At 46.1% G+C, this 22339-nt stretch carries 17 protein-coding genes and 1 riboswitch; of the genes, 4 read left to right on the plus strand and 13 right to left on the minus strand.

Translation table 11 applies throughout. The features are described 5' to 3' along the window. Window positions 1-121 precede the first annotated feature (121 nt). From AC4EHB_RS12170 to AC4EHB_RS12215, 10 genes are all read right to left on the minus strand, one after another. Window positions 122-1252, minus strand: coding sequence for an iron-containing alcohol dehydrogenase family protein (locus tag AC4EHB_RS12170; protein ID WP_490981679.1), 1131 nt, complete (start codon window positions 1250-1252; stop codon window positions 122-124). A 17-nt stretch (window positions 1253-1269) separates the two neighbouring features. After that, complete coding sequence (locus AC4EHB_RS12175) at window positions 1270-2094, minus strand: MetQ/NlpA family ABC transporter substrate-binding protein (protein ID WP_490981680.1); 825 nt, start codon at window positions 2092-2094, stop codon at window positions 1270-1272. Between the two features lie 19 nt (window positions 2095-2113). After that, window positions 2114-2785: a methionine ABC transporter permease gene (locus AC4EHB_RS12180; RefSeq protein WP_490981681.1), complete on the minus strand. Its 672-nt coding sequence runs from the start codon at window positions 2783-2785 to the stop codon at window positions 2114-2116. Continuing rightward, window positions 2775-3788, minus strand: coding sequence for a methionine ABC transporter ATP-binding protein (locus AC4EHB_RS12185; RefSeq protein ID WP_490981682.1), 1014 nt, complete (start codon window positions 3786-3788; stop codon window positions 2775-2777). Before AC4EHB_RS12185 ends, AC4EHB_RS12180 begins: the two co-directional genes overlap by 11 nt. Window positions 3789-3859: 71 nt before the next feature. After that, window positions 3860-3968, minus strand: a riboswitch (SAM riboswitch). Window positions 3969-4192: 224 nt separating this feature from the next. Next, window positions 4193-4456 (minus strand): cation transporter dimerization domain-containing protein, encoded by a 264-nt coding sequence (locus AC4EHB_RS12190; protein WP_490981683.1) that lies wholly within the window; start codon window positions 4454-4456, stop codon window positions 4193-4195. 177 nt (window positions 4457-4633) lie between these two features. Then, window positions 4634-6175 (minus strand): murein hydrolase activator EnvC family protein, encoded by a 1542-nt coding sequence (locus AC4EHB_RS12195; protein ID WP_490981760.1) that lies wholly within the window; start codon window positions 6173-6175, stop codon window positions 4634-4636. Window positions 6176-6969: 794 nt separating this feature from the next. Beyond that, window positions 6970-7914, minus strand: a complete 945-nt coding sequence (locus AC4EHB_RS12200; protein ID WP_490975785.1) for a metal ABC transporter substrate-binding protein — start codon at window positions 7912-7914, stop codon at window positions 6970-6972. Window positions 7915-7938: 24 nt separating this feature from the next. Next, window positions 7939-8799 (minus strand): metal ABC transporter permease, encoded by an 861-nt coding sequence (locus AC4EHB_RS12205; protein WP_490975784.1) that lies wholly within the window; start codon window positions 8797-8799, stop codon window positions 7939-7941. A 2-nt stretch (window positions 8800-8801) separates the two neighbouring features. Beyond that, window positions 8802-9542, minus strand: a complete 741-nt coding sequence (locus AC4EHB_RS12210; RefSeq protein WP_490975783.1) for a metal ABC transporter ATP-binding protein — start codon at window positions 9540-9542, stop codon at window positions 8802-8804. A 431-nt stretch (window positions 9543-9973) separates the two neighbouring features. After that, entirely contained in the window at window positions 9974-10714 is a 741-nt protein-coding gene (locus AC4EHB_RS12215) for a YwaF family protein (RefSeq protein WP_490981684.1), read from the minus strand. Between the two features lie 632 nt (window positions 10715-11346). Between AC4EHB_RS12215 and AC4EHB_RS12220 the strand changes: the two genes are divergently transcribed. Beyond that, window positions 11347-13518, plus strand: coding sequence for a bifunctional metallophosphatase/5'-nucleotidase (locus AC4EHB_RS12220; RefSeq protein ID WP_490981685.1), 2172 nt, complete (start codon window positions 11347-11349; stop codon window positions 13516-13518). 336 nt (window positions 13519-13854) lie between these two features. Here AC4EHB_RS12220 and AC4EHB_RS12225 read toward each other — a convergent pair whose 3' ends face one another. From AC4EHB_RS12225 to AC4EHB_RS12235, 3 genes are all read right to left on the minus strand, one after another. Beyond that, window positions 13855-15789: a fructose-1,6-bisphosphatase gene (locus AC4EHB_RS12225; RefSeq protein ID WP_490981686.1), complete on the minus strand. Its 1935-nt coding sequence runs from the start codon at window positions 15787-15789 to the stop codon at window positions 13855-13857. A 262-nt stretch (window positions 15790-16051) separates the two neighbouring features. Then, complete coding sequence (locus tag AC4EHB_RS12230; protein ID WP_490981761.1) at window positions 16052-17110, minus strand: aldose epimerase family protein; 1059 nt, start codon at window positions 17108-17110, stop codon at window positions 16052-16054. Window positions 17111-17140: 30 nt separating this feature from the next. Then, window positions 17141-18289 carry an ROK family protein gene (locus tag AC4EHB_RS12235; protein ID WP_490975778.1) on the minus strand — a complete coding sequence of 383 codons (1149 nt, stop codon included), beginning with the start codon at window positions 18287-18289 and terminating at the stop codon, window positions 17141-17143. A gap of 333 nt (window positions 18290-18622) precedes the next feature. Between AC4EHB_RS12235 and AC4EHB_RS12240 the strand changes: the two genes are divergently transcribed. The 3 genes from AC4EHB_RS12240 to AC4EHB_RS12250 are packed head-to-tail and all read left to right on the plus strand — an operon-like array spanning window position 18623 to window position 22295. After that, window positions 18623-19801: a galactokinase gene (locus tag AC4EHB_RS12240; protein ID WP_490975777.1), complete on the plus strand. Its 1179-nt coding sequence runs from the start codon at window positions 18623-18625 to the stop codon at window positions 19799-19801. Between the two features lie 2 nt (window positions 19802-19803). After that, complete coding sequence (galE, locus tag AC4EHB_RS12245) at window positions 19804-20799, plus strand: UDP-glucose 4-epimerase GalE (protein WP_490981687.1); 996 nt, start codon at window positions 19804-19806, stop codon at window positions 20797-20799. A 2-nt stretch (window positions 20800-20801) separates the two neighbouring features. Beyond that, window positions 20802-22295, plus strand: coding sequence for a UDP-glucose--hexose-1-phosphate uridylyltransferase (locus AC4EHB_RS12250; protein WP_490981688.1), 1494 nt, complete (start codon window positions 20802-20804; stop codon window positions 22293-22295). Window positions 22296-22339 lie beyond the last annotated feature (44 nt).

Raw genomic sequence — 22339 nt, forward strand, 5'->3', positions numbered from 1 at the left:
GGGAGCGGAACAATTCAAAAGAGCTGAAAACGCCAAAAAGAACGACCGTAAAGTGCACCACACTTTACGATCGTTCTTCTTTTTACTTTCACGGATAGTTTCAAGCCCAATTAAGAGCGTTTTAAATGTGAAGGTGCCGTTCCGAAGCTGTTCTCTCAGAAGGTCCGATTTCATTTAAGACCGCTGGCTCTTCAAGCTTTCTCATAACTGCCGCCACGTCAGTTGCCCGAATCGGCTCTTCTTTCAACACATGAATCGTTTCGTTTTCCCGAACCGCCTGGACGGCAATTTCATCGATCCAGCGGCTTGGTATTTCTAAGTCCTTGAGTGACACCGGCAAGCCGATTTTTTGATAGAATGCCATCAACCCTTCGGCTTCTGCCGGTTTCTCTTCCAGTAGCAATTGCACGAGCACTCCGTATGCCACTTTGTCGCCATGCAGCGCCTGATGTGATTCGGGTGCGATGGTCATGGCGTTGTGAATGGCATGCGCACCTGCTACGCGGCCATATTTATCACCGAAGCCTCCGACCATGCCGCCAAGCATAATGATGGTTTCGGCCACCTTGATGAACGCGGCGGACAGCTTTCGCTGCTTGGCATCGGCAATTGCGGCTTCCGCATGTTCAAACATTTCGTCGGCGCATAGTTTCGCGGTGTAATGGGCAATCTTCAAGGCAACCGGCGGGTCTTCAAAGCGGCTGAGCTGGACGTCCGCCTCGAACCATTTCGCGATGGTGTCGCCGATACCGGCGACAAGCATCGGAACCGGTGCATCAATCAATACTTGGGGTTCGACCAAAAGCAGGTCGACGCTTCCTGGGAAAACCGTGTAATGGGTCATTGCCCCTTCGTCTGTGTAGATAACGCTGAGCGGGGTCCACGGTGCGCAATTCGATGCGAGTGTCGGAATCAGCACCAACGAGATGCCGTTTTCATGAGCGACGCCTTTCGCGATATCCAGGACTTTGCCGCCGCCGGCTCCGATGATCGCATCGGCTCCTAATGACTTAGCGAGGCCTGCAACCCGGTCGATTTCTGCAAGCGAACTTTCTCCCTGGTAAATTTCAAATGCAGCTTCAACTCCATCCAGTTCCGGAAAGAAGGGACGCAGCGCTTGCCAGGATTTTGTGCCAGTCAGGATCAGCACTTTTTTAATGTTTCGTCTCATCAACTTATCTTCGAGTCCGTCGAGCACACCGGGATTGCAGATATATTCAGCCGGTGCACCTTTTACAATGATTCCTTCCATTCTTGTCCCCTCCTTGATTAGCGAGATTCCATCCATTCCGGTTTGCCGAAGCCTTCGAAATCGGAATCGATCAAAGCTTCAAATTCCGGAGACTCCACAATTTCCACTAAATCTTTGGCTAATTGCGTGTCTTTGTTTTCCGTCTTGACCGCCACTAAGTTACGGTATTGGTCCGGCATGTCTTCAAGAACAAGCGCATCCTGCAGGTCCATTTCAGCCGCCAGCGCAAAGTTTCCTGGCACAGCTGCCAAGTCCGAGCTTTCAACAGCACGCGGCAAGCCGCCTGCTTCGATTGGCTGGAACACAAGGTTTTTCGTATTTTCATCGATGTCTTTTTCAGAAACCGTCAATTCTTCAGCTGCCGGATCGAGTGTGATCAAGCCGTGGTCCTGCAACACCAAGAACGTCCGCGCAGCGTTGACCGGATCGTTCGGAATAGCGATAGTTGCGCCGTCTTTGATTTCTTCGATTGACTTAAAGATGTTGGAATAAATGCCCATTGGCGCTGTTGGCACGGTGATCAAACCGGTCAGGTCCATGCCGTTTTCTGTCGAGAAGTTTTCCAGGTAAATCGAGTGCTGGAACAAGTTGGCGTCGAGGTCGCCATTATCCAAGGCGTTATTCGGCTGAATGTAATCGCTGAATTCAACAATTTCCACTTCGTAGCCTTTTTCTTCAAGAGCTGGTTTGAATGCCTCGTTCAGCATGTCGCTATAAGGGCCGGCCGTTCCGCCGAGTTTGATGGATTTGCTGTCGGTGTTCGATTCTTCACCACCACCGCCGCATGCGGCGAGCAAGGCAAGCAGGATGAGCAGGATAGCTGGTAAGATGAATTTTTTCATGTGAGTTTCTCTCCTTTTATTATCGTTTGTCTATTGCTTTGGATGTCCAGTCTCCAAGTTGCTGAAGAATTTGGACGAGAACGATCAAGATGACGACGGTGACGATCATGATGGTATTGTCGTAGCGGTAATAACCGAAGCGGATCGCCAAATCGCCGATGCCGCCACCGCCTACGACTCCCGCCATAGCGGAGTAGGCAACCAAAGAGATGATTGTGATCGTGACGCCTTGGATGATGCCCGGCTTCGCTTCCGGCAACAGCACATCTTTGATGATCATCCACGGCGTAGCGCCGACCGCAACAGCGGCTTCAATGACCCCTTTATCGATTTCGCGCAGCGACGTTTCGACGATGCGGGCGAAAAATGGGATGGCTGCGACTGATAGCGATACGCTTGCTGCCGCTGGCCCGATGGTCGAGTCCACCAATAGCTTGGTCAACGGAATCAAAGCAACGAGCAGAATGATGAACGGAATCGACCGCACCATATTGACGGTAAATCCGAGAATCGATTTGATCACCCGGTTTTCCAGAAACAGCCCTTTGTCGGTGACAAACAACACGATGCCGAGCGGCAATCCGACGACAATGGCAATCGCGAGCGACACGCCGATCATGTATAAGGTTTCGCCGAATGCTTTTGAAATATCCGGCCATAATTCGATCATATGCTGAAAATCAAAGCCCATTTTTAATCACCTCCACTTTTGCGCCACGGCCTTCCATATAGGTGATGGCCCTCCTGATATTTTCCGGCTGCCCTTGGATTTCCATCAAGAACAAACCGAGCGGCTTTTCCTGTATATATTCGATGGTACCGTGGAGAAAGTTTCCTTTGACATCAAAATGCTGGACGGTATCGGTGATGACGCCTTCTCCGGCCACCGCTCCCTTGAACTGCACTTTGATGATGCTTCCTGTACACGCATCAAGAATCGGCTGCGGCACATCAAACGACACGACAGAAGAAATGAATTCCTTCGTTAAATCGGTTTTGGGATCCGAAAAGATGTCGTAGACTTCTCCTTCTTCGATGACCCTGCCGTCCTGCATGACCGCCATCCGATCGCAGATTTCTTTGACGACGTTCATTTCATGGGTGATGAGGACAATCGTGATGTTCAGTTCCCGGTTTATCTTTTTCAACAGCCGCAGGATCGACAGCGTGGTATTCGGGTCAAGCGCGGATGTGGCTTCGTCGCAAAGCAGGACCGACGGGTTGTTCGCCAACGCCCGTGCAATGCCGACGCGCTGCTTTTGCCCGCCGCTCAGCTGTGCGGGATAGACGTCTTTCTTATCCGCCAATCCGACCATGTCCAGCAATTCGTCGACCCGTTTCGCCGACTCTTCTTTTGGCCGCTTGGCCGCTTTCAGCGCAAACGCGACGTTTTCGCCGACCGTCTTTTGGCTGATCAAATAGAAATGCTGAAAGATCATGCCGATTTTCAGCCGTGCCTGCCGAAGCTTTTCGCCGCGAAGGTGGGTCAGGTTCAAGCCGTCCACTTCAATTTCGCCGCTTGTCGGCTGTTCCAATAAATTCATGCAGCGCAGCAGCGAACTTTTCCCCGCTCCCGAGTAGCCGACGATGCCGAAAATTTCGCCTTCGTTAATGGTCAGCGTGACGTTGTCTACGCCGGTCACCAGACCTCTTTTCGTTTTATAGTCTTTTGATAGGTTTTGTATGCTGATCATGATGGTCCTCCTCTTTCCTACCAATAAAAAAATGCCTCTTTCATATAGAAAGAGGCACCGTAAATGGAATTGGTTTATCTTTCAGAATGAAATCATTCTGCAGGATTTAGCACCTTCCCAGCTCGTGCTGGGGGTTGCTGGACGTCTTCGGGCCTGTCCCTCGGTCTCTCTTGATAATGTTCCATATGAAGTTGTGTATTGGCTTGGATTTAATAGTATAGGACATCCTAAATGCTGTCAAACCTTTTTTTGAAAGTAATTGCTGTTTTCGAAATTGTTAGACCAGCTTCAGAAGGCGAATTTATTTCGTATTTTTTATTTTGATTGTGAGAATGGGTATGCTCGCTCCCCCTCCTTTCCTACCCCCACTATCAATTTGGATCCCAGCTCCAAAAAGCTTGGAACTATTCATTTACCCCTTCCATCTCTATTGTAGAAAATCCAATATTTAGTTCAGCTGTTGCTTCCCTAACAAGTTGTTCAATGGTTCGGGCATCTTCAAGTCCGTCCCTTTTTGCATAGAGGTGGACGTTCATTGCGTTCTCTTCTCCGTCAATTGACCAAATGCGCAATTGCTGAACCGATTGGTCTCCAGGTATTTTTTCTAATTCCAACCGGACGCTTTTCAAATCGATATTTTCGTATACGCCTTCAAGGAAACATGTCATTCATTGATAACTAGCCAAATGGCTCCATTATATTTCAATGCGTGTATCCGACTATCAAACTAACGGAATTCGCCAGATTTAGTTTTGAATTCCGTCAACTTTTTTATCAAAAGATTTCCAAAACCAAAGTCAAAAAAAAAACAGCATGCTTTAGTTAAAAGCACGCCGTTTTCACTATTATTGTAGATAATTCATTGGATTTACCGCATTAGAACGCGATCCGTTCCATGAACCAATATGAATTTCAAAATGTAGATGCGGACCGGTCGAGCGTCCTGTCGAACCAAGCAAACCGACCGTTTGGCCTTGTGAAACGGCTTGGCCAGCTGATACGCTAATCGCGTTCATGTGAGCGTAAACAGTCGCATAGGATTGGCCATTGATCGAATGGGTAAGAATGACGACATTTCCGTATCCACCCATCACGCCGGCAAAAGAAACATAACCGGACGCTGACGCAGAAATCGGTGTGCCGGTAGCATTTGCTATATCTTGCCCTAAATGCGATTCAGCACCTTCTCCGATATCCCGTCCACCGTAGCCGGATGAGTATCGGCCAGCAACCGGTCTGATAAACATTGCTCCAGAAGAAGGAGCAACTGCGGCTGCAGGGATTGGGCTTACAGAAGGACTTTCTGTTATCGCTGCCGGAACAGCTGAAGCCTTGGAACTGCTGGCAGCTTCCCGAGCCTCTGCAGCGCGTGCTTCTTCAGCAGCGGCCTGTGCTAACGCCTCTTCTTCTGCCGATTGAGCGAGTGCCTCTGCTTCATCTTTTGCTGTGGCTTGAGCGCGCGCTTCTTCAGCTGCTTGTGCTCGTGCTTCTGCAACAGCTTGTGCTCGTGCTTCTGCAACAGCCTGTGCTCGTGCCTCTGCCGCCGCAGCTTGTGCCCGTGCTTCTGCAGCAGCTTTTTCAGCTGCTATTTTTCGAAGACGTTCTTCTTCCGCTTTTCTTGCAATTTCAGCCAAGCGGGCTTGCTCATCAGCGATTTGTTTTTCCAAGTCTTCGCTGATTTCGATTACTTCACTGAATTTAATCTCTAGGCTGCCTTTTTCTGTCGCTAACCTTTGTTGTTCGGCTTCCAGCTCATTTACCAGGCCGGCTTGCTCTTTTTTCTGTCCATCAAACGAAGCTTTTAACCCGACCAGTTCCGAACGGCGTGTTTCCTGGTCATTAAGCTTGCTTTCAACTTGCGTTTTTTGTTCGGCCAATGCTTTTTTGTCATCCGCCTGATTTTGCATAATCTCACGATCCGCTTCAATCAGCGCGTTGACTGCAGAAAAACGGTCAATGAAATCAACGAAACTATTGGCGCCAAGCAGGACGTCGAGATATTCGACCGATCCCCCGCTTAATTGGATGGCACGAGCCCGTTCCTTAAGCAGTCCTGTACGCTCCGCAATCTTTTGTTCAAGTTCTTCAATCGATTTTCTCAATTCATCGATTTCGGATTTTGTCCCTTTGATTTCGGATTGCACCTGATTGATCTTTGCTTCTGTTTCGGTAATTTGGGTATTCAAATCTGCTATTTTCGCCGCAAGCTGCTCCAATTTCGTAGCATTCTGATTGAGTTGCCCCTCTTTTTCATTGATGCCCGAATTTAGTTCGCTTTGCTGTTGCTGGGCTTCTTGTTTTTTCTCTTCTAATTTATCCAGGTTATCTGCATTAGCCGTTGGGACTAAAATGGATATGGCTAATATTGAAGATAAACTGGTCATCATCCATTTCGAAATCAAGTATTTTTTCCCCTTCCGATATCTTTCTGATATTGCTATATATGATTGATAATAATGTAAGAAAGTATTTTCTATGTGTAGAAATCTATTAATTGGCTTAGAAATAATCTTATGTAAGAGTTTACTTCTCAAACCTCTAACCCACTTAGTATATCAGTTAAACCTCTACCACTGATTACAGCCATATTTCAATTTCTTCTATTTGTGAAATATTTCTGTATTATTTTAACTATTCTAATTATTGAAGAAAGATAGCGTAAAGGGATAATAGCTTCCTAGGAGGTAATCTAATGGATAATACTTGGAACAAAACTATTTATAAATTATAGTGGCCTGTTTATGATGTGATTTTTAAAGTTGAATATTTTTTAGAAGCGCGCAAAAATGTAACTTTTTAAGTCCGTATGAATAGGCAATCCACTCAACTTCCCAATAAAAATACACCCTTATTCGTTAGATGGTCGTCTAACAATAAAGGTGTATTTTAGATGCAGAGATAGGGGCACATGTTTTTTTGCCGCGGGCGTCACCGCTGTTTTGCTTCATATCGAGAAATCTCTTAGCGGAGGCGCGTCAAGGGACTAGGCAAGGAGATGGCCAAATGCAATTTGGACCATTTCCTTTGCTTCGAAGCTAGCGCAGCGATGCAACGCTTTTTCATGTCCCGAAGCTAGCGTAGCCGGGACAGAAACAATCGTCTTTGCTCTGCCCAAAGCGCCCAAAGCGGTTTATCAATATCAACATATTTTGTTCAACTTATAACCGCTAAAATATTCCCTTTAGTTAGTCAGCCCATTCAAAATAGTGTCGATATTCCATTCCATCATTTTGATATACGTATCGCCTTCTTCTCCTGGTTTCCCAATCGAATCGGTGAATACTTTCCCTTTGATTTCCATCCCGGTTTCTCTTGAGACCGCTTCCATGCTGCGAGGGTCGATACTGGTTTCTAAAAATAAGCCTTCGATATTCTGTTCTTCAATAAGGTCCACTATATGCGTAATCTGCTTGGGTGTTCCTTGATTTTCCTGATTGATTTCCCAAATATATTCTGCTTGGAAATCATACGCTTGGCTGAAATATTTAAATGCGCCTTCGCTCGTTACAAAAGTACGTTGCTCTTCTGGAATTTCGCTATACCGTTCAATGGCATTTTGATGAAGCGCTTCTAACTCGCCAATATAGGCTTCCGCATTTTGCTCGTATTCTTCCGCATGTTCCGGATCGATCTTAATGAATGCGTCCCTTGCATTTTCTGCGTATTTAATGCCATTTTGCACATCAAGCCAGGCATGAGGATCTTCTTCGCCTTCTTTGCCTTCAGTCGTCAAAAACATTGGCTCGACCCCTTTGCTTAGTGCAAATACGGGTGCATCCTCTCCTGTTTTGCCAGCAGTGTCCAGGAGTTTTTCAAACCAGGAATTCCCTGCTTCAAGATTCAAGCCGTTATAGAAGACGGCATCGGCATCGGTTGTTTTTTGTACATCCCTTGGCAGCGGATCGTATTCATGCGGATTGGATCCGACCGGAGCCAAGCTATGAATCTCCACCCGGTCTCCTCCTACATTTCGGACAATATCGTAAATAATGGAGTAGGTGGTGACTACCTGTATGGTATTTTCATTTTCGCTTGCCGCGTTGTTTTGGTATGGATCGCTTCCACACCCTCCCAAAGCAAGAAGCAATAAAAGACTAATAACTAAAAACTGCTTATGATTTCTCATCGGTATGCTCCCCTTTTGTAAATTTTAAGTCATCAACTTGTTCTGTTTTTTCTTGGCACTCAGTTCTCTCCAAATCACCCCTTGTTTAGGAGAAAACAGGAAAGCCAAAAAGAATAGCGCTGTTGCTGCAAGTACAATCGTAGCGCCTGACGCCAAATTATAAGTGAAGCTGAAATACAGGCCGATGACAGAAGCACTTGCTCCTATGGCAGCTGAGAGAAAAATCATCACCGATAACCGATCTGTCAGCAGATAAGCAGTTGCCGCCGGCGTAATGAGCATGGCTACGACCAGTACAATACCAACTGTCTGCAAAGAAGCGACTGTCACCATCGTCAGCAGCGTCATTAAGAAATAATGGATGAGCCTCACTGGAAGCCCGTAAACTTCTGCCATTGTCGGATCAAAAGATGTGACAAGAAGCTCTTTGTAAAAAAGATAAACCGCGGCTAATACAAGCACTCCGGTACCGAGCGTGATCCACATATCCGATGGCCGGACTGCCAATACATTGCCAAACAAAATATGATACAAATCCGTGCTGCTTTCGAGTACTGTAATCAGGATAACGCCTAAAGCGAATGCAGCTGTAAACATGATGCCGATTGATGTATCTTGTTTGATGCGGCTGTTTTGGCTGACAAAGCCGATTCCGATTGCGGTTAAAACCCCTGTGAACACAGCACCAAAGAAGAAATTAATGCCCAGTGCATAGGCGATGGCCACTCCCGGCAACACCGCATGTGAAATCGCATCTCCCATCAATGCCATGCCGCGTAAAATGATAAAGCAGCCGATGACGCCGCAAATGACGCCGACCATGATAGAAGTCATTAACGCCTTTTGCAAAAAGTCATATTGGATAATCCCCTCGATAAAAGCCATGATCAGCTCACCCCTACTTCATGCAAAAAGGACAATTCTCGTTCGTACGCTTTCAGGATGATTTCTGGACGCAATACTTCCTGAGGGTTTCCGAAATGAATTACCTGTTTGTTCAGTAACAGTAATTGATCAAAATAATCATTCGCTTTGCTTAAATCATGGTGGATGACTACTACCGTTTTCCCTTGATCTTTTAAATCTTTCAAAAGATTGATAATCGTTTCTTCGCTAGAAACGTCAATGCCGACAAAAGGTTCATCCAAAAAGAACAGGTCGGCATTTTGTGCTAGCGCTCGTGCGAGAAATACGCGCTGTTGCTGGCCCCCGGAAAGTTCCCCGATTTGTCGATCTGCAAATTTCTCCATGCCCACTTGTTCCAAACACGCGTAAGCCCACTCTTTTTCTTTTTTCTTTGGACGCTTGAATAGCCCCAGAGTCGGATAAGTTCCGATCAAGACGGTATCAAGAACATGGATGGGAAAATCCCAGTCAAACTCGCTTCGCTGCGGAACGTACGCGATTTTTTTGCGGTTCTCCTTCAACGTACTTCCCAATATCTCAATGCTGCCCTTATCAATCGGCACGAGGTTCAATAATGCCTTTAACAGAGTCGACTTCCCAGCACCGTTAGGCCCGATAATTCCTAAGATGTTTCCTTGTTCAACCCTTAAATCAATTTCTTGGATCGCTGCTTTGCCGTGGTAAGAGACGTGGACATTTTTTAATACGAGTGCATAAGCCATTTTATTCCCTCCCGACATTGTTTGTTGCTAGTTGAATTGTTTTTCCTAAAGGAAACTTTTTAATAGTTTATTCCTTTTTCTGATAATTGTAAATAGAAAAGATTCCTTCATTTCTATATTTTTTCATTATATTGAACCTGAAAATCGGATTGAAGAAGAATTTTTCTTGGACGCTCTGGTGCTGCTTGGCTAATAGCAAAAAAGCACAAAGGGCTAAAGACTAGCCCTTTGTGCTTTTCATTTTATTGGATCTTACTTCTTACTTTTGCAGACATCTTGCCCCTCCCATAAGTTCATTTGAGATGAGTTCTTATCTTTTATATACGAATTGGTAAATTTCAAGTTTTACTTTATGTTCCGCTTAGAAAAACATTGATTTCTTTTCAGCAGCGATAGATGCAGTATAAATTGCAATGTATGATCAGATTCCTTTAGAATACCCTTTTCCGCTTAGACGCTTTTTTAAAGAGCTTTTGGAATATCAAGTACTGCATAAAAAACAGGAGTAAGGCGGCCAAACACAAATTGATGTAATACCAAAGGCCGTCTCCAAAAAAATCCAATAGAGAAGCAGTGGAAGGCCGACGATCCAAGTAGAGATAATTGGATTCCGTCATGGGGTTCACAAGGAAACCGATAACTGCGGCGTAAACAAGCAGCAATGCATAAACGGAAAACACCGAACGGATGGTGATGGTGCTTGGAAAGACCAATCCCAGAAACAAGCAAGCCCAAGAAATCGCGGTGTGATGGATAAAGAATTTCCAAAACCGGTAATGTTGATAATCGTAAGGCAATTCGGGGGTCAATAAGGCCAGCACAGCCGGAACAATCCCGATAAAAAATGAGACCTGAATCCAAAAAGGCCGCAATGTCAGCAAGCCGGCCATGGCAGTAATAGAGGCGATTCCACATAAGTGAAGCGGCACATGGCGGCTGAAACTCCAAAGATCATGTGTAATGGCCCAATACTGGTAGGAAACTTCCGAGAAAATCAGAATGGCAAGCAATAGCCAGCGCAGCCGTTGGAACAGCTGAGCTTTCACTCCTAATCTATCTTTCAACAGGATAATGCAAAGGAGTCCAATGAAGGCTACGCTTAACGCCAGCAAGTGGCTAAGGGAAAAAAACTCAAAAGGATAGTCGGACGTTGCACCAAACCAGGTTTCCATAGCTGCCCTCCTGTATAACTCGTTATGAGAATAGTTTAGCATTATTTATCGGTGGAAGAAGTCTTATTTGCTACAGGCTTCATTCCATTATTTTGCACAATAAACGCCCCAATCTATTGGCATGTATACACTATGCGGAGTTTATAGAAGGTGTAAAATGTCACTATATTCAGTTATTTTCATTTGAGACGGTCATGAATTGTAATGTGAAAGCTCGGATAGCAGTACTTCACCGATTGGTTTTTGTATGTGCAACATCGCTTAGAATTGTTTCTTTCCACTTCTTCGTCCACTAGCAGTTTCACTGGCAGTCTACCGCTTTTATATTTGCATTGCTCCATGTGAACCTCACAAATAAAGCGGTTCCGGGCCTATTCCCCTCCCAAATTTCAAGTTGCAAACTATAGGTTTTATTAACTGGACGTAAAGAGGGCATAAAGACTTATTTAAAAGGCAAAAGATTATAAAATTTTGTTGTTCCTGTAAATGGGACATGCTAAACTGAAAATGAATGATTGCGCTTACTTGCTGTGTTGGAAATACATCGAAAGACAATTTGCCGCAGTGCTTGTGTGCACAGGCAACAGCCCGGTATCCGCCAATCGCTCAAAAAAAACTAAGGATGGTGTCGAATGAAAGGAAAAGTCTTTAAAACCGCGATTGCGGCTGTATTGACAGCTAGCGTCATCGGAGTTCAAGCTCCGGGCAACGTACAAGCAGCAGAAGGTGATTTCGAGCTGACGATCATGCACACGAATGACACGCACGCGAACTTGGACCAAGTGGCCAAGCGCGCCGGAATCATCAATGATATCCGCTCGAAAAAACCGAATAATCTATTGCTTGATGCGGGAGATGTTTTCTCAGGAACACTTTACTTCAACACATTCCAGGGCCAAGCGGATGCGGAAATGATGAATTTGATGGGCTATGACGCCATGACTTTCGGAAACCATGAATTTGACCTTGGTGCAACGGATGGCCATCAGGCACTTAGTGAATTCATGTTTGCTGCAGGCTTGCCATTCGTATCGGCAAACGCGGACTTTTCACAGAACACCTTTATCAAGGATTACCAGAATGCTGAATATACAAGAGTATTTGAAGACGGTGAAATTTACAACGGCATCATCAAAGAAATCGACGGCGAAGAAGTCGGGATCTTCGGTTTGACGACAGCAGAGACAGTAAACATTTCAAGCCCCGGCGATGTGACGTTCTCGAATTACATCGAAGCGGCTGAAGAAGCTGTAGCGGCTTTTGAAGCGGAAGGCGTAGACAAGATCATCGCGCTTACGCACATCGGCCTTAATGATTCAGTGAATTACGACAACGACATGACATTGGCTGCAGAAGTTCCAGGAATCGACATCATTGTTGGCGGGCACACTCATACGAAAGTCCAGCCTCCAATTGTTGTGGAAAACGGCGACCCGATTGTCATCGTGCAAGCTAACGAGTACGGCAAATTCCTTGGGCAATTGGACGTCACTTTTGACGATGCCGGCGTTATCACAAGCCACACAGGCGTTTTGCATGATGTAGCTGCAACTACACTGACGCCGGATGCAGAAGTAGCAGCGGCACTTAAAAAGTATTCAGATGAAATCAATGCAATCAAAACTCAGCCAACAGGCGCTGAAGCTGACGTTTTTCTTAACGGCGGACGCAGCCAAACTCCTGGAGACGGAGTCGGTGTACGCTCTTCTGAAACGAACCTTGGAAACTTGATCACAGACGGCATGCTTGCGAAAGCGAAAACCGTTGACGCTGAAACAGTGATTGCTGTTCAAAACGGCGGCGGCATCCGTGCATCAATCAATGCTGGACCAATCACGTACGGTGAAGTCTTGACGACGTTGCCATTCGGCAACTCGCTTGCCATCATGGACTTGACTGGCGCTGAGCTGAAAACGGCTCTAGAGCACAGTGTTTCCCAATATCCGAATGAATTGGGTGCATTCCTTCACGTTGCGGGCATGAAGTTCACATTCGATCCAGCTAAAGCAGTAGGATCGCGCGTTACTTCAGTAAGTGTTAAAGAAGGCGATGCGTTCACTGCATTAGACCTTGCTAAAAACTACAAAGTAGCAACGAATACATTCGTAGCTGCAGGCGGCGATGGCTATACGTCATTCGGCGCAGCTTATAAAGATGGACGCGTATCCGAGCCAGGATTCACGGATTTCGATATGTTCGTTGACCACATTACGTCATTAGAAAACGTTAACCCTGTTGTTGAAGGGCGCATCGTAGCTGGCGCTTACGTCGAACCGACAGTTCCTGGCGAGCAAGAAGCGGATCCTGACCTGTCAGGTGAAGAAGCAGTCGTCAAAGCTGGCGAATTCAACGAAGCAGGCGAATTAACAATTGAATTCACAGAAGGCACGATCGCAGCATTGCTCGAAAGCGGCAAAGATCTATTGATCGACTTGCCGACTGCTGATTTGACTTTGTCAGCAGCTAATCTACAGCAAATCGCAGCAGCAGCTGGTGAAGGCTTCAATCTTGCGTTAGCAGTTGAAGATGCGGCTACAGTAGACAGCCGACCAGCATTAGCGCAGCAAATCAACATGGCGATTACAGACGCAGAAGGCAATGAAATTCCTGTCCAATTCACGTCAAGTGTAGAACTGGCATTCGACACGGACAGCAGCATCAAAGTCCAATTCGGTGCACGCGAAGACGCACAAGGCAAATGGAAAATCATCCAAGGCGAATTGAACGGCTCAACGTTCACGCTAAGCATCAACGAACTAGGCAATTACACAGTCGTCACGAACAAAGGGCAAGCGAAGAAATAACAGCCTGTAGAAAGATCCGAAGCGCTCCTGTGCTTCGGATCTTTTTTGGTTTGGGGAGCTGGTTTTATCTGTTAACAAGGGTTTCTGCGGAGTTAACATGAACTAAATTGGAGTTAACATGAAGTGTGGAAAATTCAACATGAACTAGTGAGAGGTTAACATGACCTGTCTGGAGTTTAACCAGCACTAGCGGTAGAGAGTCTCTCTATGATCCAAGTTCAAAATCCTAAATGGAAAAGCCGTTCGCCTAGGAACAACACAATCATGAAAAAGCAACTCAAACAAAAAGCACAACCGGCTGCTAATCGCCGATTGTGCTTCTCACCTTCATTTATATCACTTCATATACCGGTGCTTTCTCAAGTTTCTTAAGTCAGCAATTTCCTGCAATAACTTTTCCCCGATATTCGTTTCCCGCACTTTTTTCCGTTCCAATTCTTCGTCAACTAGCCGTTTCACCGATAAGACGTCGGTTTCATTGCTCAAGACTTCTTTTTTCGAATTGAAGTGCTGGTGGGCGACGAGCTGCATGCCGAAGGAATTGTAGAGCAAAGTATAGCCCGCGATTCCGGTGGTGGATTGATAGGCTTTGGAGAAGCCGCCATCGATGACGATCATTTTGCCGTTCGCTTTGATCGGGTTTTCGCCGTCGATTTCTTTTACCGGCGTATGGCCGTTGATGATGCGTCCGTAATCGGGATTCAAATCGAATTCCGCAAGCATCTTGCGGCACATTGCTTCATCTTCCCGCAAATGGTAATACGGGTTTTTTCGTTCTTTATGCGTTTCTTTTTCTTTGATAAAGTAACGCTCGAACGTCGTCATTTCCCGTTTGCCGAAAAGCGAGGAATTTTCCCCTGTCCACAGGTACCACACCATATCAGTCGCAAAATCATCGGTTTCTTCCGGATGGGCGAATGCGTAGCGCAGGTAATGCTCGAAAACATCGAGCAGCTCGCGTCCCGCGTAAGTTTTGCCTTCGATCTTCATTTCCTTCATGTCGCCGTTTTCTTCCAGCGGAATGCAGCCATGAATCAGCAGATTGCCGTTATAGCGCATATACAGGCTGCCTTTTTTCATCAGGAAATTCATATGGCGCGCCAGTTTTTCCGAATGCTGAATCGAGAACAGCAGCTTGTCCATCACTTGCGCTTCTTCTTCCAGCAATTCTTCCGGCCGCTCCGGGTTGACCGTTGCAAAGCACGTGTTTTCAAGCTTATACGTTGTACCGTTGAGCGTGACTTCTTTATTGGTGTAATCGACTTTTTCTAATAACAGGCGGTCTTCCATGTCAAAGCACGGGCGCCTTTTAATGATCGGGCTTTCCAGTTTGAACTGGATGATGGAAATCGCTTGATGGATCTTGGTGATTTGCAGCTGTTCCTGCTCAGTCAATAGCTCATCTGAAATCCGCTTCGGACGGAAAACCGGATTGTCCTCGTAGTATTTCTCAGCCAGGTTCACAAGCGGCCGCAAGTTGATGCCATAGGCGTCTTCGATAATGTCCAGGTTGTTGTAGCGCGCACAGATCCGGACGATGTTCGCCAAGCAAACTTTCGATCCTGCATAGGCACCGAGCCACAGGGCATCGTGGTTCCCCCACTGGACGTCCACCGAATGGTAATCAATGAGCGTATCGACGATTTTATGCGGGGCCGGGCCGCGGTCGTAAATATCCCCCACGACATGAAGATGGTCCACAACCAATCGCTGCGTCGTGTAAGCCAGTCCGATGATCAGCTTATCAGTTTGGCCGAGGGAAATGATTTGCTCGACCATTTTCTCGTAGTATTCCTTCTTGTTTGTAAACTCGTCCGTCTTGTACAGCAGCTCTTCAATAATGTAATAGAATTGCTTCGGCAGCGCTTTGCGCAATTTCGAACGGGTGTATTTCGAAGACGCATAAGCGACCAGTTTCAACAGACGCTCAATAGTCTCGACGTACCATTCCCGCAGATTCTTTTTGCTGGTGAATTCGCTTTTGATCAATTGCAATTTCTCTTCCGGGTAATAAACCAATGTCGCAAATTCGTTGAGTTCTTCTTCAGGCATTTCCCCTTCAAAAAGATCCCGGATTTTGACTTTCACATTGCCGGAACCATTGCGCAGCACATGCTGGAACGCCTGATACTCGCCATGCAAGTCACTGACAAAATGCTCCGTCCCCTTCGGCAAATCCAGTATCGCTTCCAGGTTAATGATTTCAGTTGCCACTTTTTCTTCACAGTCGTATTTTTCCGCCAATAAATTCAAGTACTTTTCATCTAACATCAGAAATCCCCTTCCCCTTCGTATTTCCAATAAAGACAATTCCGTTCTTAAAGCATCCCATCCGGTCACCCAAAGAATTTTCTCTGTATCTTCAGTTTATAGCACTTCGCGGAAAGGCTCTAGTGCAAACTACGTGGCTGGGTGAACTGTTTTTGAAAATGATGGGAATTGCGCCCGAAAAGTTGATACTGCAGAATCTAAAAAAGATGGCTTCGGCTCAATACCGAAGTCATCTTTTTACAAGGTGCTTTTATTAAACTGTTCATTTGCTGACAATGGAGAAAGTGTAACTTGTCTCCGACGTAAACTCCTCTTCCGCTTTCAGGACGGCGGATGGGAAATGGGCATGGCGCACAGAATCCGGAGGACTTTGCGTCTCTAGGCACAGCCCCAGATAGTCTTGAGCGTCAACTTCTCTTATGGAGCTGGCGTCTCCGATAAAGTTTCCGGTATACAAAACCACTGCCGGTTGGGTTGTTACGATCACGAGTTTACGGCCGCTTTCAGCTTCCGTTAATTCGATTCCTGGCTGCGTTGCGTTGTTCAATAAAAATGGGTGGTCGTAGCCGTTTCCTACTAGCTTGGTTTGCGGATGTTCGGCTGTTGTTGCTTCCCGGATGCTTCTGCCGCTCCGGAAATCGAATAGTGGGTCTTCGGAAACTGGGACCAGTTTGCCTGTCGGCAGCAATTCATCATCCAGTTCCAAATAATGATCGCTTTTCATCGTCAATTCATGATCCAGAATGGTGCGCTTGAAATTTCCGCTCAAATTGAAATACGAATGGTTGGTGACGTTCAGCAACGTCGTTTTGTCGGATTTTCCTGAATAGGAAATGACAAGCTGATTGCTGTCATTCTTCAGCGTATAACGGACCGTCATGGATAAGGTTCCAGGATATCCTTCTTCGCCATCCGGGCTGGTATGCGTAAATTCGACGATTGCTTCATTGTTTGTCTGGATTACTTTTGAATTCCAAATAACTGCGTGTAAGCCTTTCGGGCCGCCGTGCAGGTGATGGCCATTGTCATTTTGGGGGACTTGATAGTCCAACCCTTCAATGGCAAACTCCCCATCTTTGATCCGTCCGGCAAAACGTCCAACCAATGCCCCAAAGAAGTTAGGATTGTTCTTGTATTCTTCGACTGTGTCAAAGCCAAGTACGACATTCTCCAAGTTTCCGTTGCGGTCTGGCGCGATAATCTCAGTGATTGCACATCCATAATCAATGCAGGAAACTTGAAAGCCTTGATCGTTTTTCAATGTATATAATTTGATTGGCTTTGTGTCTTTAGCTTCAAATACCTTTTCACTGATTTCCATTTCTTGTTTCACCCCTCCAATCTTTTCCGATTATTTTGGTTCAAAGATATCCACCAAGAGCAAGGTGACCGCTCCAATCAGCGTCGCATCGTCTCCTAGTTTGGAAACTTCCACTTTTGTTTGGCTGGCTGCAGGCGTCAATGCAGATGTTTGAATGGTGTCACGTATAGCAGGCAAGATGAACTCTTCTGCTTTGGACACCCCGCCGCCAAGAACAATTTTTTCCGGATTGACGATGTGGATGAGATTTGTCAGGCCAATGCCCATCGCTCTTCCGGTTTCTTTCAAGATGGCAGTGAAGCTTTCATTGCCAAGGACAGCCTGTTCGAATATGTTTTCTGCCGACAATGGGTTTTCCGTTGTCCCGCTGTTCACTTTTCTGGCGATGGCTGGTCCGGTGACAAATGTCTGGAGGCATCCGCGGTTGCCGCATTCACAAATTTCGCCGTGCAAATCGATTGTCATATGGCCGATTTCCCCCGCAATATCGGATGCGCCGTGATAAAGTTTGCCGTTAAGGATCAGGCCTGCACCAACGCCACTGCCGATATTCACTGCCAGCATGCTTTCCAATTCGCCGTGGTTGCCGAACCAGTATTCGCCGAGCGCCATGGCTCGCGCATCATTCTCCACTTTCACTTCCAAACCAAATGCCTTTTCCAACTCTTCTTTGATTGGAATATTCGCCAAGCCCAAATTCGGCGCATACAAAGACGTGCCGGTATCGACTTCGACCACACCGTGCATGGCGACGCCAATGCCGATTAACGGATGTTCCGTTTCCAGAACTCCTTCGATGCAGCTTTTTAATGCGGCGATAAATTGCCCGTTGTCGATCGGCAGCTGCAATTTGGTTTCGGACCGCTTCAGCACCTTGCCTGCGAGATCCGCCAAAATGCACTCAATGCTTTCCGGTCCTGCATCTACGCCAATAATGGTGATGGCCTGGTTATTGACGATCAGCATCGTCGGTTTCCGGCCACCCAATGATTGCCCGATATCACTTTCTTCGACAATCCCTTGTTCAATCAATTCTTTTACGCTGCTGCTGACAGTCGGCGGCGTCAACTTCGTGTCCCGAGCAATCTGCGCTCGCGATATCGGTCCATCTTTTCTTATTTTATTGAGGATCATCGATTTGTTCACCGATTTCATCCATTTAAACGTACCTTGACGCATCGTAAATCCCTCCGTTTTTTGCTGAACTATTTAAGTTGGACTCATGAATATTCATAATCGATATTCCGCAGGCGTCTATGCTGTGTTTTTCCCCATATTGAGAGATATCTTAGCGGAGGCGCCTCCAGGAGTTAGATGGAGCAATGAGACAAGTGGTCTTCTCGGCTTATTGCGGAAGTCATGCCCAAAGCGACCGGAGCGATGTTCCGTATGCTGCTTCTTAATCCCAACTCTATCGTCCGTAATAGCTTCCAATCTCGTTATTGTATAGTTTACCAAAATACTCTATACTTATGTTAATTAAATTAATTTACAAAGTATTGGAGGAATACGATGAATCAGGCTAAATTGGCTCAAACTTTCCGCGAAATCTTCAACAACGATACCGAACCACGTTTCTTTTTTGCTCCCGGCCGCATTAACCTAATTGGTGAACATACCGATTATAACGGCGGGCATGTGTTTCCAGCCGCTATTTCCTTGGGCACTTATGCAGTTGCCAGCCCGCGCAGCGATCAAAAACTGCGGTTCTACTCGCTGAATTTTTCGGAACAAGGGAAAATTGAATGTGAGCTTGGCGACTTGTCTTTTGACCCCGATCACGACTGGGCGAACTTTCCGAAAGGCATGATTCAGCATTTTATGAAAGATGGTTTTTCAATCCCCCACGGATTGGACATTCTGTTCTACGGAAACATTCCGAACGGTGCCGGACTTTCCTCTTCCGCTTCTATTGAAATGGCGACAGGCGTTGTTCTTGAAGGCCTGTTCGAATTAGAAATAAACCGTTTGCGTATGATTCAGTTGGGACAAAACGTGGAAAATCAGTATATCGGCGTCAACAGTGGCATTATGGATCAATTTGCAATCGGCAAAGGGAAAAAAGACTTTGCGATATTATTGGATTGCCAATCACTCCATTATAAATACGCACCCATCGAATTAATGGATCATGAAATTGTCATCATAAACTCCAATAAACAACGGACACTGGCCGCTTCAAAGTATAATGAGCGCCGCTCCCAATGTGAACAAGCGCTGTCTGATTTGCGTACTGAAATGCAAATTAGCAGCTTAGGCGAGTTGACAGCAGAAAAATTCGAACAAGTTAAACACCTAATCGGAAGTGAGATAAATCGCAAACGGGCAAAGCATGCGGTGTATGAAAACGAACGAACACTGCTCGCGCTAAGAGAACTTGAACAAGGCCATATTCAAGCGTTTGGAAAATTGATGAACGAGTCTCATACCTCTCTTCGTGATGATTATGAAGTTACTGGCGCGGAGCTCGATAAAATTGCAGAATTGGCTTGGGCGCAACCGGGTGTTATCGGTGCGCGAATGACAGGTGCTGGCTTCGGCGGTTGTGCGATTGCGATTGTTCACCAGACGCAAATCGAAAGTTTCAAAGAAAAAATCGCGGAGAGCTATACCGAAGAATTCGGTTTCCCGCCTTCATTTTATGAAGCAAAAATTTCGGATGGCGCAAAAGAACTTAGAGAGGAGTTTTGAATATGAGTGTTTTAGTTTTAGGCGGAGCCGGATATATTGGTTCACACGCAGTTTACCAATTGATCGATCGAGGGGACAGTGTTGTCGTTGTTGATAATTTGGAGACAGGCCATCTTGGAGCCATACACCCGAAGGCGGTTTTCTATGAAGGCGATATCCGCAATGCAGACTTTCTGGATACTGTTTTTGAAAAAGAATCGATTGATACAGTCCTCCACTTTGCCGCCAATTCCCTTGTCGGTGAATCGATGGAAAATCCCCTGAAGTATTTTGATAATAATGTCTACGGCACCCAAGTTTTGCTGAAAGCCATGATCAAGCACGATGTTAAAAAAATCGTCTTTTCTTCTACCGCAGCAACCTACGGCGAGCCGGAAGCGGTGCCGATTACCGAAACGATGCCAACCAACCCCGGCAATGCTTACGGCGAAACAAAGCTGACCATGGAAAAAATGATGAAGTGGACAGCATTGGCCCATGGCTTAAAATTTGTTTCCTTGCGTTATTTTAACGTGGCCGGTGCAAGAGAAACGGCAGAAATAGGGGAAGATCACCAACCTGAATCGCATCTCGTCCCTCTTATCTTGCAAACAGCACTCGGGCAGCGACAGGAAATTACGATTTTTGGAGATGATTATGACACTCCGGACGGGACGTGCATCCGCGACTACGTCCATGTCGAAGACCTCATCAAAGCACATTTATTGGCGTTGGAGTATTTGAAAAAAGACGGGGAAAGCGATGTATTCAACCTGGGAAGCAGCCAAGGGTTTTCAGTGAGTGAAATGATTTCTGCAGCCCGTTCTGTAACCGGAAAAGAAATTCCGGTAAAAATAGGTCCTCGCAGAGCAGGCGACCCGGGCACCTTAATCGCCAGTTCAGATAAGGCTAAACAAGTATTGGGCTGGAAGCCTGTCCATACTTCTGTTGCTAAAATAATCGAAGATGCATGGAATTGGCATTCTTCGCATCCATCAGGCTACGAAAAGGAAGTGTAGAAATGGTTTACCAAAATCTTCTTGGACTTATTCACAAAGCCATCGAAACCAACTTGATAGAAGCGGATGATATCGATTATGCCCGCAACCAGGTGATGAATCTTCTGGGGCTGGAATCGTTTCCTGAAGAAGCTATCGAAGCTGCAGATGATAGCATCCCAAACCTGCTGGAAAATTTGACGGGTTATGCAGTGGAACAAGGCGTTATTACGAACATGTTTGACGACAAGGAAATGCTGTCAGCTACTATCATGAATTGTTTTGTAGCCAGGCCTTCTGCCATCAACACTCTTTTTAATGAAAAATATGCAGAATCCCCAATCGCAGCAACCGATTACTTTTATGAATTAAGCAAAAACAGCAACTACATTCAGATGAACCGGATCAAGAAAAACATTTCTTATAAAGCGGACACTGCCTACGGCCAAATGGATATTACCATTAATCTGTCGAAACCCGAAAAAGATCCTGAGCAAATCAAAAAAGAACGTGAGATGAAACAAACGCTCTGTTACCCAAAATGTCTATTATGTAAAGAAAACGAAGGCTATGCAGGCCGGATTGGCTATCCAGCACGCGCGAATCATCGGGTCGTTAAAGTCCCTCTCACAGAGGAAAATTGGTATTTCCAGTATTCGCCCTATGTTTATTATAACGAGCACAGCATTTTGCTTTCTGAGGAACACCGTGACATGAAGATTGATCGAATTGGATTTGAACGATTGCTTAGTTTTACAGCGCTCTTCCCCCATTACTTTATCGGTTCGAACGCCGACTTGCCGATCGTTGGAGGGTCCATTTTAAGCCATGACCATTACCAGGCCGGACGTTATGAATTTGCCATGACGACAGCGGAAGATGCGTTTGTGTTCCCTTTGAATTCACATCCTGGTATCGCCGCATCCGTCGTGAAATGGCCGATGTCCGTTATCCGTTTGAAAGGCAAAGAAATCGGCAAGCTGGTGGACGCTGCTGATGAGATTTTACAGACGTGGAAAAATTATTCCGATGAATCAGCGGATGTCCTAGCATTTACCGGCGATACACCCCACAACACCATCACCCCTATCGCGCGAAATCGCAATGGGCTGTTCGAAATCGACCTTGTGCTAAGAAACAACCGGACAACCTTGGAATATCCGTCCGGGATTTTTCACCCGCACGCGGATGTCCAGCACATCAAAAAAGAAAATATCGGATTGATCGAAGTAATGGGGCTTGCCGTTTTACCGCCCCGGTTAAAAGATGAACTGGCTGAAATCGAGGAATTTTTGCTTGGGCATCTACATAACGTAGCCGCTCCCCACCTCGAATGGGCTGAACAATTAAAAGCACAATATGGCGTTCTTGCGCTTCGCGAAGATGTCCAGGTTCTTCTGCAAAAAGAACTGGGGAGAAAATTCGTCCGAGTGCTTGAAGACGCCGGCGTATTAAAAGAAACGACAGCATTTGAACGATTTATCAGCACCTTGAACAAACAAGGTGTCTGCCCTTAATACAATAAAAAAGAGGCTGATCCTTTTTCAAGGTTCAGCCTCTT

This window comes from Planococcus sp. TJ-302 (assembly GCF_058268455.1).

Coding starts and splice junctions, on each gene's coding strand:
- AC4EHB_RS12195 (WP_490981760.1), bottom strand. CDS start 6,175: ATGATGACCAGTTTATCTTCAATATTAGCCATATCCATTTTAGTCCCA.
- AC4EHB_RS12210 (WP_490975783.1), bottom strand. CDS start 9,542: ATGGCTTATGCACTCGTATTAAAAAATGTCCACGTCTCTTACCACGGC.
- galE (WP_490981687.1), top strand. CDS start 19,804: ATGAGTGTTTTAGTTTTAGGCGGAGCCGGATATATTGGTTCACACGCA.
- AC4EHB_RS12190 (WP_490981683.1), bottom strand. CDS start 4,456: ATGACATGTTTCCTTGAAGGCGTATACGAAAATATCGATTTGAAAAGC.
- AC4EHB_RS12180 (WP_490981681.1), bottom strand. CDS start 2,785: ATGGGCTTTGATTTTCAGCATATGATCGAATTATGGCCGGATATTTCA.
- AC4EHB_RS12235 (WP_490975778.1), bottom strand. CDS start 18,289: ATGCGTCAAGGTACGTTTAAATGGATGAAATCGGTGAACAAATCGATG.
- AC4EHB_RS12200 (WP_490975785.1), bottom strand. CDS start 7,914: ATGAGAAATCATAAGCAGTTTTTAGTTATTAGTCTTTTATTGCTTCTT.
- AC4EHB_RS12230 (WP_490981761.1), bottom strand. CDS start 17,110: ATGGAAATCAGTGAAAAGGTATTTGAAGCTAAAGACACAAAGCCAATC.
- AC4EHB_RS12240 (WP_490975777.1), top strand. CDS start 18,623: ATGAATCAGGCTAAATTGGCTCAAACTTTCCGCGAAATCTTCAACAAC.
- AC4EHB_RS12170 (WP_490981679.1), bottom strand. CDS start 1,252: ATGGAAGGAATCATTGTAAAAGGTGCACCGGCTGAATATATCTGCAAT.
- AC4EHB_RS12175 (WP_490981680.1), bottom strand. CDS start 2,094: ATGAAAAAATTCATCTTACCAGCTATCCTGCTCATCCTGCTTGCCTTG.
- AC4EHB_RS12185 (WP_490981682.1), bottom strand. CDS start 3,788: ATGATCAGCATACAAAACCTATCAAAAGACTATAAAACGAAAAGAGGT.
- AC4EHB_RS12205 (WP_490975784.1), bottom strand. CDS start 8,799: ATGGCTTTTATCGAGGGGATTATCCAATATGACTTTTTGCAAAAGGCG.
- AC4EHB_RS12215 (WP_490981684.1), bottom strand. CDS start 10,714: ATGGAAACCTGGTTTGGTGCAACGTCCGACTATCCTTTTGAGTTTTTT.
- AC4EHB_RS12250 (WP_490981688.1), top strand. CDS start 20,802: ATGGTTTACCAAAATCTTCTTGGACTTATTCACAAAGCCATCGAAACC.
- AC4EHB_RS12225 (WP_490981686.1), bottom strand. CDS start 15,789: ATGTTAGATGAAAAGTACTTGAATTTATTGGCGGAAAAATACGACTGT.
- AC4EHB_RS12220 (WP_490981685.1), top strand. CDS start 11,347: ATGAAAGGAAAAGTCTTTAAAACCGCGATTGCGGCTGTATTGACAGCT.